This window comes from Haematobacter missouriensis, from assembly GCF_000740775.1.
Taxonomy (GTDB): Bacteria; Pseudomonadota; Alphaproteobacteria; order Rhodobacterales; family Rhodobacteraceae; genus Haematobacter; species Haematobacter missouriensis.
Genome location: NZ_JFGS01000058.1, coordinates 1 through 12,865, shown reverse-complemented (window position 1 = coordinate 12,865; position 12,865 = coordinate 1). Strand labels below are relative to the sequence as shown.

Sequence of the window (12,865 nt, the reverse complement as noted above, 5' to 3'; positions counted from 1 at the left end):
ATCGCTCACCTCTCTTTGCGCTATGGGGCGCCGTTCGGTTCGCTCATGTGGATTTCTCCGGCTCCCGTAGCGCCCCTGATCCTCCGCCCAGATGGCTGGGGCGGGCAATGGGTCTGATGGTAGGCCATGGAGGTGTTGCCCCACCGCTTCATCACGCACATGATGCTCGATGAAGCGATTGGTGATAAGATGGTGACATGAAGCGAGATGACAAAACGGACCAACCTGTGCCTGCGATCACATCAATGGACACTGCGCTTGAAGCACTTTGCTACCTTCAGCGCAGGGTAGCAGAGGATGGATTCGTGTCATGCGGTGACGCAGATTTGGAAAAGAAGTTCATGGACGATCTGTCGGGCGACATTTGATTTATGGCCTAAGCAGTTAATCTGAAATTTTTAAACGGGCACGAATTGTTTCGGCAATTTTTTCATCATGTAGCTCTGCCAACATAAGGCAAAAAATAGCCTCGTGTTCAGGCATAATCTCTATCGCCGCTGGAAGCATGTCGATGTAGATGGTCCAGCATTTATGCCCGGATAATTCTAGCTGCGCAGTTCTGTTTCTAATATTTTTGTATAAAATAGGATAATCTGGAATCCAGTGTTTGGCGTATTCCAGAAAAATCCTGTCGTTAAATCGAGATTTTTGGTGTGATGACATCACCTTCTTTATTGCCCTAATCTTGAGGGAGTATATGTCCTCAAGATTGGTGGCGCTCAATGTTCCCTCTATTATTTCATTAAGTGAGCCTATTAGGTCTTCTTTGGCTTCGGATAAATCTAGCTCTGCCCGCAGTGAAGTTAGTTCGTCAAGGCTTGGTTTGAGTTTAAAATTCCTGTGAGCAGAAGGAATTTTTGGCATTACCAGTTTCCCAAGATTAGGCCAGCAAGGAGCATTGATTGCGAACGCGCATTGCTGCTATTTCCTGCGCCAACACGGGCAGCACCGATTGCGGCTTGCCCGTATTGGATCGAGGCATCACGCCCATCAGATGCAGCCATGTTCGTCAGCGTTTGCATGTTCGCCATTGCTGCCACGCCGAACTCGGACCATCCGCCCCCCGGCGTCGATCCGCCATTGCTGGAAGCCATGCCGCCTTGCATCAGCATATCGTTGCTCGGCGCGCAGGTTGGTTCCAAGGTCAAACCGTCCGGGCGGTTCAGGCCCTGTGACGCATAGGCCGTAAGCAAGGCCGGCCGGAACGGAATACGGGTTTGTAGATAGGTTTCAGGGTTCACGACATAGAAGGGGTCAGGTGCGATTCCTTGGAGTGTGGAGCCGACAAGGCCGCTGGAACCTTTGTCCCCAAAGAATGCGCTTCTGTCGCCAAGAGGCCATACCCGGCCCGCTGCTGCTCCTAGCGATGCCATCACCTCGCCTGAAACATGGACTTCAAGGTGCAGGTGAACAGCGCCGGGGGAGCCAGTGTCCCCCATGGTGATGATACCTGTATCTGACAGCACTGTGTCGCCTACAGCAACCCGCCGTGCCTGACCGTGCAAATAGCCCACACGCTGCCGACCATCGCTTGTCTCAACAAACACAGTATTCGTGTTATCTGCACTGGATCGCACCACGCGACCCTCAACTCCTGCAAAAACAAGATCATTTCGACCGGCAGCGTTCACCAGATCGAGACCCAAGTGATAGCCTGCGGAGGCGCGGCCGGTGCGGTCTACGCCAAACGGCGAGGAAACTGCCGCGCCTGCCATAGAAAATGGGTCGCGCATCAAGCAGGTTGTGGCACCGGCGACCATGACACTTGGCTCTGGCGTTCCCGTGATAGCGGCTACATTATAGGTCGAGCCTCGAATGAGATAGGAGCAGACGGACACGCCATTACCGTCAAGCGCCTGCGAGCAATCCCTGCTGCGGTAGAACTCCCCGAGCGCGCCAAGCGAACCGCACCCAAACTGACACGCCTTTATGATCGAGCTGGCGGTTATCATGGCACAGCTACCATCATAGCAAATTTGCCGTCCAATCAGCTCATCATAGCCATTTCGAGTGGCTATTCGCCACTGATCGGCCATGTAGCGCCTATATGCACTGACTTGAGCCTCCCGGCTTTCGAGGAAGTCAGCGAGCGATCGAGCGTCATATTGAAGTCTCGTATCGGGGCAAAACTGAAAGGCACCAGCACATCCGTATTCGTTGACAGAATCCCAATTACCTTCCGAAGCTGAAACCGCCGCTGCAAAGTCGGCTAGTTCAGCAGGCATTCCCGCAGAAACAAGCTCAGAAGTCGAAACGCCTGCATGGGCTGTGGTTGAGATTGTCGCCGCAGTTAATATGGCGATGCCAAAGGTTCTGATCGTTAGCATCAACGCAGCTCCTTTAGGTCGATTGTCTGTGCGCAAGCAGTGACGGTTAGGTCAATAGGGTCATAGGTGAAGATGTCTCGTGCTTGGCAGGCCATACCTTCTCCCCGAAGTTCCACGCCAAGAGCTGGCGCCGTAAGGCGGATGCGATAAGGACATTCCGTCATGCTACACCAATGATCGACAAGAACGCTCATCGTGACCTCTCCGCCGTCAACGGGGAAAGTTGAATGCCAGATTGATGGCTGGACTACAGAGCCGCCTTCTAGAATTTCAGAAGGAGTCCATAGCTCTGTCGGATCGGCGGTCTCGTTTATTTCAACGTGGTTGAAATATATTGGGAGTTGCTCTGCTAAGGCTGCTTCAGCGGAAAACCATATGACTACCATGATTAGCGGTAGGCGACTCATGTCAGATGCCTCCACAGGATCGGCATCACCTGACCGTAATTGTATCCGCTTTGAATGCCTATGTGCTGGATGTTATTAAAGCTATCGCGACGCTGAAGGGTATCTTCGTATGAACAAAATCTATGATGAATTCTATAAAAGCGTGGCAAATTCATGGCTCCGAACACCTCGACATGGAGCTTTGCCATCATTTCTCGCCATACTTTCTGCATGAGCGCCTGAAGCATCCGATCCTTGCTATCGAGGGGCCAATCCATCGTAAGAGGTTCTAGGTAGTCACGAATTCTAACCATTTCATCGCGCAGGAGAATTTCGGTTGGTTCTGGATGCTCGTGCGTTCGAGAGTTCAGATCACTTTGGGTTAGGGTTGGTCGATAAGACGCGCACAGCGTATCAAGCCGTGGGTCTTGAAGAGGCAAACTTGCCTTGAAAGAATCGTATTCTTGCCTGCGAGCGTGAATTTTATTGCGGCTTGCCTCTAGATAATCTGAAGCATAGACGGCAATTTTTTGAACTATATTCATTACTTGCCCTCTTTAGGAGACGGTAGAGCGGGAGGTAAGTTGCGGCCGCTTTGGCGATGAATTTTGGCTTGTTCCTGACGCATCAAACCCATTCGATTTCCGACGTTCCTTAGACCTCCATAGCTCAACCCACCAGCAAGAGCAGTGCGATCAGCGATGTTAGAGGCTTGGTTGTATCGGTTCACGCCAGCTCCGATCAGTTGCATAGCGAAGTCGCCAAATTCCGAAATGAGCTGTGATCCATAGAGAACGGTGAGGAAGGCCATCAGAAGATATATCCCCAAGAAAAAAAGCATCTTGATTAGGCCCATCATTCCGTATGCGGCATTTGCAGCGGCACCAACGGAAGTCGCTCCAGCCAATCCACCTGCACCTGTTCCGCCCGGATAGATGAAAAACACCAAGCTTGTGAACAGCTCATGGAGGTATGTAAGGGCCACAGCTAAGAGCATCATCGTCAGGATAAGACCAATAATCATGAAGAATGGCCGCAGAAAAACACTGAATATTGCTAATATAACCTGCGAAAAATTCCCTATTAGGGTTGCGTCTCTGGACGGCGTGAAGAGCTGTAAGATCGCCAAAGGCAAGGCAAACATCAGTTCAACAATCTGAAAGAGCCAATTCAGAATTGCCGTGTAGAAATAAAACATGGGTATCAGGGGAAGGATAATCATCATGACCATGCCCGAAAGGATCATAGTCGTGCCCACTGAAACTAACGAGCCTGCTACCCCATCTAGCACATCTGACGTCCCAAAAATGAACCCAGAAGCTCGGCCGAGGATGGAGTTGTTTGCGATGTTTACTGTGGTGCCAAGCGCAAGTGCTCCGCCCCCGCCCGCTGCTAAGATTTGTCCTTGCCGCTGAACCTGAAGCATCGGATCAACAAAGGCATCACCCGCATCTGTGGCACTGGCGACCGGGCTGAACAGGTCCAGAACCGTTGTGTAGAGCCCCTGCGCGACCTGATCTGAAACGTCAGGAGTTCCGCCAAGTGCCATAGTCTGCGGCACGGCGGCATCTGGCGGAGGAAGCGCCCTTACCGCACCAGAAATCTCGTCCCATGTGTCCTGTCGCGCGTTGGCACCCGTGAGAAGATCATACGTTGTTCCCCTGTCTGTGGAATAACCTTGACCAGACAAAAAGTCGGTAATCCGGTTCTCGCGCACCGCAGCCAACTGCATCGAGTCCCCCGGCATTTCGAGATTGCCGACAGTCTGAGCGACACCACGCTGCCAAACGGGTGCTAGCATCCATCCTTGCAGCGTCACCTGCCCCATCAGCTCTTCGTGGACAGTCGCGATTGTGCTGCTTTCGTCCAGACCTGTGACGCTTTCCCCTGACACTGACGCATATGACGCGACGGCCTCATACACGGCCGCGCGCGAAGGGATGAGCAAACTCTGTTGATCGCGCTCCCCTTGGTAGATCGACATAGCAACGGCATGTGCTCGGTTAGAAAGGTTGGGGAGAACAGTGTTTGCGAAGTGCTCGAACTGCCGTTGCGCTCGCGCCTGCAGGAAGCCAGTTTGAAGATCGCCGGAGCTGCTGACGTTCCCAGAATAGCTGTCCGTGACCAGAACAGACCCACAGTAGACATTGCGACCACCGTAAGACGCGCCGCCAGCCCCCTCGCCAAAGGTCACATGCGCTTGCATCAGCCCGGTCGCAACATTGCCAGATAACAGGCTCCACTCTTCGGAAGTCTCAATCTGCACGGGAGTGCGGATTTCTTGTATAGGACCGCCAGAGCTACCCTGCGTCGAGACCATATCAGGCTCTAGATCCGGGCTTCCTTGAAGCGTCAGGGCGATTGAGTTGGCATTGATCCCGCACAGGTGGCCCGTGACAAGCGTGTCGAAGACTTCACCGAATTGGCGGATGCGCGCCGCTTGCGCCGGTGGAACGGTGCTGATCGTCCCTGAAACAAGCGGCGTCCCGGCGAGCATTTCATCCGCCACCCGCCGCCATGTGGTATCCGCCAGCGCCGATCCTTGCAGCACGAGCCAGAGCAAGCCTACCTGCGCAAGCGAGTAGCCCCCCACCACCGGCACAAACCCGATGACGCCAAGAACCGACCGTAGAACCGTATACTTGGTATCAGCGTTCTGGCCGAAGGTCTTACCATCAGCGGCTGTGTCGAAGATCATGGCGTAGATCGTGTAGCTCAGGACAACCAGCATCCCGAGCAAGAGGAAGGTGTTGAACACGACGAAAATCGTCTCAAGCCAGTTTCCCCCAACGATTGAGACGGTATCCGGGTCATATCCGCCGTGAAGCTGCGGAACAATCGAGCCGAAAAGCCGCGTCAGAATACCTGTCGCGTAATCTTCGTTCAGGCCAGTCGGGACGAAAAGCTCATCAAACTCCACCGTTACGACCTCCGTTGGTGATCATGCACCAGCATGATCCGGGCGCGAGCGGGGATAGGAGCCTCAAACAGAATTTCGCCCCAGTCAGTTTCTACCGCGCCGCAGAGGCGCTCAACTTTGCCGTTCCGCTCGACCAGAACCGACCAGAACATTGCCGCGCCGTCCTCGGCGCAGCGATCTTTCGCACGCTGGAAGATCGAGCGGACTTGCGGGCGGGGTAAAGTTTTGAGAGCTGTATCAATAGCCATCGTGACCTCTATCCAGGTTGCATGGTTAGTGGCGTTGGCGCGTTGGCGCGCGCCAGTGCCACGTCCATTTTACCTGCTAAAGGCAGTTATTCAAACAAAAAATCTTTTATTTTCAACGGTTTAATCTAGAGTCTAGATTAGACAGGCCTATGGCGAACAACGCACTGAATAACCAGAGTAAATTGCGCTAGGCCGCGTGATGAGCCTGATTATTTTTTGTTGGTGTGCGTCTCGATTGCTTCACGGTGATACAGGTCCATCTCTTGGGACATTTTGTAAGATTCCACAGCCATCTCGACCTCTGAGCGGCGACGAGTGACAATTTCACCAAAGCTGTTGCGTGTTGAAACTGATGTACCAATTATCTGATTCCACTGGTTCCACTCTTCCACGCGCGCTTCTTCCAACCCTTTCCACCAATGGATAGCGCGCGCCACATCTTCAGGAATGGGCGAATAAGGCGCTTTTTCTGGGGCTGGGGATGACGCTGGTAGGTCAGGCTCCATGCTTCCCAAAAACGGCTGTGATGGAGGAGGTAATCCTTCGCCAGAGGGGATCTGAAGCTCTCCCAGATATGGAAGCTTTCGAAGAGGCTTCTGGCTTTCGAGCTGATCCCTGTCTGGCTGCTCCTCATCAGACACGATGACTGCGGCAGTGAACAGGCTGTAACGAATGCCGTCGCGCTTGCCGCTCCATGCTACGCGATCATTTATGATGTGAGCGTTTACAGTGCCGTTCTCACCAATCTGGCGAACCTCGATCCAGCGATCTTCCACCAGCACTTCAACCGCCCGCTGGACGGTCCGGCGGCTGCACTTCATGAGGGCCGACAACGTTTTCTGGCTCACGACAACCGCGTTGTGCTCCCCGACCCGTGCTGTAAGGATGTGCATGAGCTTAGCAGCTTTCGGAGCTTTCTCGATCAGGCTGGCCCAAGCCTCATGTGCTGCTCTCTCAGTCTGAACCCACTGGCCTGCGGTCCTTTTTTCTGGAAGTGCTGACATTTTCTCTCGCTAAACTATGCTTGTGGTGGCGCAGGGGTGCGCCATTCGTGTCAAACTTTTGGACAAGAATGGTGGGGCGCGCACAAGCGGTCAAGTCAAAAAAATTGACAGGCATGGCGGAAAAGAGGTCACAGATGACGCACCCCTACGACATAAATTATGACGCACCCCTACGACACGAGCTATGACGCACCCCCCCTATGCAAGCTACTGTTTATAGTGAGTTATTTTTTTGGGCCTTCTTATGATCTTAAGGCATGCAAAAAATGCACAGTCCGGGCGCGCTTGCGCGCCGGGGGGGAGCGCCATTCATGGGGCTGGCGACCCCCCGCCTACGGACGGGCTGTGTAGTTTTTGTTTGCCGACCGCCCGCGAAGGGGCTGGCCCCTGAGCGGGTGGTTAGGGGGGGTCTGGGGGGGATAAATGTCCAGCTCCGCACATATGATATATCAGATAAGCTACGAGTATGGTTGTAATGAGTTAGCCCGATGGCTCGATCTGCTTAGAGTAATATTCCCACATTAGCTCAATGAGCTGACCCTGTGTAATTCCGAGTCGTTCAGCTTCGACCGACAACGCTTCTCCAATCTCAGGAAAAACCTTGGGATGAAGTTGATAGGTTCTGGGTGAAGGTTTACGTCCCGGCTTTTTTCGCGGTGTTCTGTCCAGAAATCCCCTTGCTTCCCCTACTTCATCTACTCGCCTAACATCCTCAACAGAGGCCGATTTAGGGCGAGATTTCAGACCTGCAAGCCTATTTGAGACGGTCATATACTGCCTCCGCGAATGCCCGAGCATTCTCTTGTGCTTTATCTACCTTACCACCAGTTGAAATATCTGGGTTTGTCATCATCCCAGTCAGATCACCTCCGTAAGCAAACAGCTCGGAAAAGGCTGAACGTGCGACAAGAGAGGGTTCAATGAGGTCGATCCCTGCCCCTCTAAGCTGTTCTTCCAGCTCCTTCTGCACTCGACTTTTGACCGCCGCAGAAGTTTTCGTCAGCACAACTGCGTGGCGAATTTGACGACCTAGTGTGTCCTCTTCCTCGTGGATAAGCGCTAGCGCTTCTGAACCGATTTCAGCATCAAGCGCGGTTGCTTGCATGGGAACAATCACAAGGTCTGCTTGGGAAATAGCGCGACTGACCAACTGTGAGGCTATGCCTTCAAGGTCTACGATAACAATGCGGCCATCACCGTCAGCTTGACGGATTGAAGGAACTATATCAGATCGGCCAATGTCCCCTACCAAGGTAACACCGTTGGGTGTGCCGTGTGATGCCCAACGGGTCAGAGACTTGTTAGGGTCGCAGTCTAGAACGGTTACCTCTGCGCCCATACGCGCAAACTCTGACGCCAACAGAACAGCGCAGGTAGACTTCCCAACCCCCCCTTTGGGGCTAGCCATGACAATTACAGGCATTTCGACCACCGGATTTATTTCTGGTTCATTTTATATATCCGTTACCGGATATGTATCCATTACCAGAAATAAATCCGGTAAATCAAATGCTTTTCTAGAAGTGGGCAGCTACGAGCGCCAACGCAAGAATGTGTTTGTCTTGAATGCTTTTCCATGTATGGTTCCGTATGTGGTTCCACATGTGGGTTCATGTGTGGAGCGAGTATGGAGATGCGATCATGGATGATGATGATGAACTCGGGCTGCCTCCTTTCACGGCTCGAACCCCTGAGCAGCGCAGGAAGGACTTGGTTGAGGGGTTGGCAGAGTTGCGCCTTACGCCAGCGGGGATGGCTGGTAAGTTAGAAAAATTTGGTGATGACCGTTCATTCAAAGCAATACTGCGCAGCATCGAGCGCATGATTTCAGGCGAGACGAAGGTCTCGCCTGAAATGTCGGTCATTATGGAAATGCTGCTGCGTCAGCATAGAAGGCTTAAGAAGCGCCATCAGGACCTGCAATGGACGGTAACAGAACATGGAACTCATCAGGCGCAGGTCGATGGTTGGTATGTCTATCTGTCACCTCAGACACGAGGGCGTTGGATACTATCCTGCGCCGCAGGCCCATCGAGGCAAGACTATAGCCCCCCCTTCGGCCGCTGGCTGGATAGCCTAGAGGAAGCTAAACACAAAGCATTGGTCGAGGTTGAAGAGGGCATGAACGAGCTAGCCGAGATAGAGCACGAAGTAAGCCTGCGGCAAACAGAATAGGCTGTCCCGAAAACGGTCGTTTTTGGTCACTAGGTTGGCATGTTGCCTTATCATGCGATTGCATGGGACAAAAACATGGGGCAAAACCAATAGTGTTTTGGGAGGTTTCTGTCCGTGCTCATCGGCTATGCCCGTGTTTCTACTGAGGACCAGAGCCTCGATGCGCAGCTCGACACCCTGACAGAGGCAGGGGTGGAGCGCATCTTCTCTGACAAGATCAGTGGCGCACAGCGAAACCGTCCCGAGCTAGACCGGCTGCTCGACCAGCTCCGCAGCGGTGACGTGGTGGTGGTGACGAAATATGACCGACTTGCGCGGTCGCTCCGCGATCTGCTGGATATTGTTGCTGCGGTCCAAGAACGCGGGGCCGGATTTAAGTCGTTGACCGAGGACATAGACACTACGACTCCTGCCGGGAGACTGATTTTTCACGTGTTTGCCAGCATTGCTCAGTTTGAGCGCGAACGAATTTCGGAGCGGACACGCGAGGGGCTGGAAGCCGCGAGACGGCGAGGAAGAGTAGGGGGCCGCCCCCCGGCTCTTACACCGGCTCAGCGTGACGAAGTACGTCGAATGCGCGATGTAGAATTGCGACCGTTGCCAGAGATAGCCGCACTGTTTCGTGTCAGCACGAAAACAATAAGGCGAGCCTGATTAAAGTTCGGTCAACCTCACGGCGATTTCTCGGCTGTTGGCTCGACTCTCTGCAAGAGAGTTCAACCCTGCGTCCTCGATCCGATCAAGCATCGCTTCGTATTCGTTGCAAGGAACACAGTAAAACACGACCTTCTTACGGTTCGTGATAGCAACCGCAGCGCCGTTGCCTGACGCCACAGTTCCCATTGGATCGTGTTTCAGGTCTGTAACTTTGGCGGTTGCTGTGCCGGGGATCGTATTAACCATGACTTTATCTCGAAAAAGGAACAGTTAGGCCATCTGTTATCAGCATTCACCCTGAAATTTCAGGCAGAAAGGCACTGCTCACGGTCGCTGTTTTGCTACATGCCATAGTCCGATCCTTTGGTGCGGGAAGCTGGCAGCAGCTTTTCAGCAGGCTTCTCTTCTGAAGCAAGCGTTGGTTTCGGTTTCGGTTCTGGCTGTGGCACGGTGAAGGTGTCGCGAGTAATGCGCTCAAACACATCTTGCACAGGTCTCGGCCACTCACGGGAGCCAACCGCCGCATTAACCTCACGCCGGATCGCCTGCCGTGCCGCCTTCTGGGCTTCGCTGTGGTCTGTAGGATGATCCTGTTGCGCCTTTGCCCAGACCTCACTGGCCTTTGCCTCGACCAACACGCGCACATCATGGGCCAGCCGCTCAAGCTGATCGGCCTTTTCCATCTGCTGGCGATGAATGATTTCGTCCTGCCTGCGGCGGGCCAGTTCCTCTGGCGAAGGCGGGGGCGGATTGTCACGGCGGTAGCGCTCCGCGGTCTCTGCCGCTTTGCGTTCGGCCTCGTGGCGCATCTCGGTCTGCTTTGGGCTTTCGCTCGCCCGCAAATCTGCTTCACGCCGAAGCGCGGCAAGCTGCTCCTGATGTTGGGTGATGTAGCGCTCTGCGCGCTCGATGTCGCGCGGGTCTCTCAGGTTCGTCAGAGACAGCTTCAGGTGGTCAATTGTCTGGCGGTGATTGCCCGCCTCTGCTTGGGCCTCAAACCATGCTTCTGCCGCTTGCTTGCGTCGCCCCCATGGAGTGACGGTGGGCAAAGCCCCCCAGACGGCTCCCAGAGCGCCTGCTGCGGCCGCGAGAGCTTCTTTGCGCGCCTCGGCTCGCTTTGCCTTGTCTCGGTCCTGCATGGCCCGTTTTGCGGCCTCTACGGCGCGCGCAAGCTCTGCAATGATGCTTCCAAGGCGGCTTTCCTCGTCAGTAAGCTCTCGATATTCGTTTTTTTTTGAGCCACGGCGTTGTTGAGGCCGTCGAGTTCTGACGTTGTTTCGGCCCTTCTGGTTTCGACCTCCGCCAGATCGGCACGAGCTTCAACCTGCTGGCCCTTAATCTGGCTCAACTCGTCTTGGGCCTTCTCTTTGCCCCGATTGATCTTGTCCAAGGCTGCTTGCTGTGCGGCCTGTTCCAAGGTCAGACGTTCCAGCTCTGCCTGTGCCGTCTTAACCCGTTTTTCATAGGTTGCGGCCCGCTTGCTGATCGTTTCGACCTTGGCGCTTTCCTCTCCGGTCTGGGCAATAGCCTTTTCCAGATCGGCTTTGGCTTTGGTGAGGTGACGCTGGTGCTTTTCCAGATCGGCCTGCACAGCGTCCCGCTCGGCCTCTTTGGCCGCGATCTCGGCAGGCAGTTCGGCGTGGAGCTGGTTCACCTGCCTGTTGACGACATCGGCAGGAGATGCCCCGGCTTGGAGCCGGGACGCCTTGGAATTGCCGCGCTCGATGCCGGGGGCGTGGCGTCCCATGATTTCGCCGGTGAGCGTCTGAATCTCACGCAGGACACCGCGCTTGGCGGTTTCACTGATCGGGTGGCCGGTCAGATCATAGGCAGGAAGCTGGAAATGCGCATGAGGAGCGCTTTCGTCGGCATGGGCGACAAGACCGGTCAGCGGGCTGTTAAGGCGCGTGGCAATCGCCTCGGCGGTTTCCCAATATGCTGCGTCCTGCTGTTCGGGCGTCAGCTTCTCGAAGATGATCTGGGCTTCATGGCCGAAGGTGATGATGCCGACGATAGCGACCGAAGCGTTGGATTTCATGCCGCGAGCGGTGTCGCGCAGTGCGCGGCGTTTCTCACTGATGGCCCGAAGCTGCGCCCCAGTCTTCGGCTCCATGAGCACCCGGTTCAGGTGGCTGCGGCTCTGATCGACATAGGCAGGCTGCGGCCCCATGCGCATATCGTGCGCGCGCTGCCCACCTGCCGCCGTGGCGTTGCGCCCCTTGATCCGGGTTTGCGCCGCCCTTGGGTTTCCACCCTTTTCTGGCCGCATCACCTCGCCAGACATGCCGTTACGCCTCCGATGGATTTCTTATCCTCTAACCTACTAGAGATAGCGTTGCTATCTCGTAGGCAAAGGGAGGATGCCACAGCATCCCCCCTTTTGAAACCCCCCACGCCTTCCGCTGGACCAAAGAGCCTGCGCCCCTTTGGAAACCCTGCCCTCCGGCTCGTCTCGGGCTGTCGCCCGAGACAAACCTGCGCGGTGTTTGCGACCTGCGGCCAGCACCCCTTGCCAGTCGGCCCAATCCTCCCCACCCTGACCTGAACGGCAGGTGGATCGGAGGGCCGACGATGGCGCACCCCAAACGGCGGATGACGATGCTGGAAATGTATGCTCACCACGGATCGACCAGCTATGGTCCGATCACGGCGGAGCGTTTGCGCTCGATCCTTCTCGGCGACGAGCCGTCCGACGCAGAGCGGGCGCGGGCGGAACAAGCCGTGTTGGAGATGCCCCTTCATGAAGCTCGCGTATTGGCCGACGAACTCGGGATCACCTTCGCCGCGCTCGATGCGCGGGCGGTGGCCTTGTTCGGGCGAGGGATCGAGGATAGCCACAGCATCGTATCCGAACTGATTAGCCTTGGCTTGTCGGCACGCTATGGCAATCGTGATCCCGAAGGGCTGGCATGGGCGCGGCAAGAACTCGTGCGTGAGCTGACCAAGCGGGGATGGGTCCTGCCGCCGCATCGTCACGAGGGGGATGACCCCGAGGCGCGGCAACCCCCGTTTCCAGAAGACTGATGGACCGCACCCCCTGCCCGCCCCAGCCATCTGGGGGGCGGTCGGTCAGGGGGCGCTACGGAGCCGGATAAATCCACATGAGCGAACCGAACGGTGCCCCATAGCGCAAAGAGAGGTGAGCGAT

At 55.2% G+C, this 12,865-nt stretch carries 15 protein-coding genes; 4 read left to right on the top strand and 11 right to left on the bottom strand.

The window, feature by feature from the left end; all coding sequences use genetic code 11:
* The first annotated feature begins 197 nt into the window (after nt 1-197).
* Nucleotides 198-368, top strand: coding sequence for a hypothetical protein (locus tag CG51_RS20265; RefSeq protein WP_156961364.1), 171 nt, complete (start codon nt 198-200; stop codon nt 366-368).
* Nucleotides 369-384: 16 nt separating this feature from the next.
* On the opposite strand, the gene CG51_RS20260 is transcribed toward CG51_RS20265, so the two are convergent.
* The 8 genes from CG51_RS20260 to CG51_RS19760 all read right to left on the bottom strand — a co-directional run bounded on the left by CG51_RS20260 (nt 385) and on the right by CG51_RS19760 (nt 8,308).
* Nucleotides 385-864, bottom strand: a complete 480-nt coding sequence (locus tag CG51_RS20260) for a hypothetical protein (RefSeq protein WP_156961362.1) — start codon at nt 862-864, stop codon at nt 385-387.
* On the bottom strand, nt 864-2,327 hold the full coding sequence (locus CG51_RS19770) for a M23 family metallopeptidase (protein ID WP_084695280.1): 1,464 nt from the start codon (nt 2,325-2,327) through the stop codon (nt 864-866). The genes CG51_RS20260 and CG51_RS19770 overlap by 1 nt, the downstream gene beginning before the upstream one ends.
* Nucleotides 2,327-2,734, bottom strand: coding sequence for a hypothetical protein (locus CG51_RS20255; protein WP_143413039.1), 408 nt, complete (start codon nt 2,732-2,734; stop codon nt 2,327-2,329). The genes CG51_RS19770 and CG51_RS20255 overlap by 1 nt, the downstream gene beginning before the upstream one ends.
* Nucleotides 2,731-3,258, bottom strand: a complete 528-nt coding sequence (locus tag CG51_RS20250; RefSeq protein ID WP_143413038.1) for a hypothetical protein — start codon at nt 3,256-3,258, stop codon at nt 2,731-2,733. Before CG51_RS20250 ends, CG51_RS20255 begins: the two co-directional genes overlap by 4 nt.
* Complete coding sequence (locus CG51_RS17975) at nt 3,258-5,633, bottom strand: DotA/TraY family protein (protein ID WP_035747372.1); 2,376 nt, start codon at nt 5,631-5,633, stop codon at nt 3,258-3,260. The genes CG51_RS20250 and CG51_RS17975 overlap by 1 nt, the downstream gene beginning before the upstream one ends.
* Before the next feature lie 2 nt (nt 5,634-5,635).
* Nucleotides 5,636-5,881, bottom strand: a complete 246-nt coding sequence (locus CG51_RS17970) for a hypothetical protein (RefSeq protein ID WP_035747370.1) — start codon at nt 5,879-5,881, stop codon at nt 5,636-5,638.
* A gap of 209 nt (nt 5,882-6,090) precedes the next feature.
* Nucleotides 6,091-6,885, bottom strand: a complete 795-nt coding sequence (locus CG51_RS17965; protein ID WP_084695279.1) for a helix-turn-helix domain-containing protein — start codon at nt 6,883-6,885, stop codon at nt 6,091-6,093.
* 754 nt (nt 6,886-7,639) lie between these two features.
* A complete protein-coding gene (locus CG51_RS19760) occupies nt 7,640-8,308 on the bottom strand; it encodes a ParA family protein (RefSeq protein WP_084695277.1) in 669 nt (222 codons plus the stop codon).
* A gap of 218 nt (nt 8,309-8,526) precedes the next feature.
* On the opposite strand from CG51_RS19760, the gene CG51_RS17960 reads away from it, so the two are divergent.
* Together CG51_RS17960 and CG51_RS17955 are read left to right on the top strand one after the other, a co-directional pair.
* Nucleotides 8,527-9,060 carry a hypothetical protein gene (locus CG51_RS17960; protein WP_143413037.1) on the top strand — a complete coding sequence of 178 codons (534 nt, stop codon included), beginning with the start codon at nt 8,527-8,529 and terminating at the stop codon, nt 9,058-9,060.
* Nucleotides 9,061-9,174: 114 nt separating this feature from the next.
* The gene (locus CG51_RS17955; RefSeq protein WP_035747368.1) at nt 9,175-9,714 is read left to right on the top strand and encodes a recombinase family protein; all 540 of its coding nucleotides are present in this window, start codon (nt 9,175-9,177) and stop codon (nt 9,712-9,714) included.
* Here CG51_RS17955 and CG51_RS17950 read toward each other — a convergent pair whose 3' ends face one another.
* From CG51_RS17950 to CG51_RS17940, 3 genes are all read right to left on the bottom strand, one after another.
* The gene (locus CG51_RS17950; protein WP_035747367.1) at nt 9,715-9,963 is read right to left on the bottom strand and encodes a type II toxin-antitoxin system Phd/YefM family antitoxin; all 249 of its coding nucleotides are present in this window, start codon (nt 9,961-9,963) and stop codon (nt 9,715-9,717) included.
* 95 nt (nt 9,964-10,058) lie between these two features.
* Complete coding sequence (locus CG51_RS17945) at nt 10,059-10,856, bottom strand: hypothetical protein (RefSeq protein WP_035747366.1); 798 nt, start codon at nt 10,854-10,856, stop codon at nt 10,059-10,061.
* A 17-nt stretch (nt 10,857-10,873) separates the two neighbouring features.
* Nucleotides 10,874-12,001: a plasmid recombination protein gene (locus CG51_RS17940; protein WP_035747364.1), complete on the bottom strand. Its 1,128-nt coding sequence runs from the start codon at nt 11,999-12,001 to the stop codon at nt 10,874-10,876.
* Nucleotides 12,002-12,288: 287 nt separating this feature from the next.
* On the opposite strand from CG51_RS17940, the gene CG51_RS17935 reads away from it, so the two are divergent.
* Nucleotides 12,289-12,741 (top strand): hypothetical protein, encoded by a 453-nt coding sequence (locus tag CG51_RS17935; RefSeq protein WP_035747362.1) that lies wholly within the window; start codon nt 12,289-12,291, stop codon nt 12,739-12,741.
* Nucleotides 12,742-12,865: the final 124 nt, after the last annotated feature.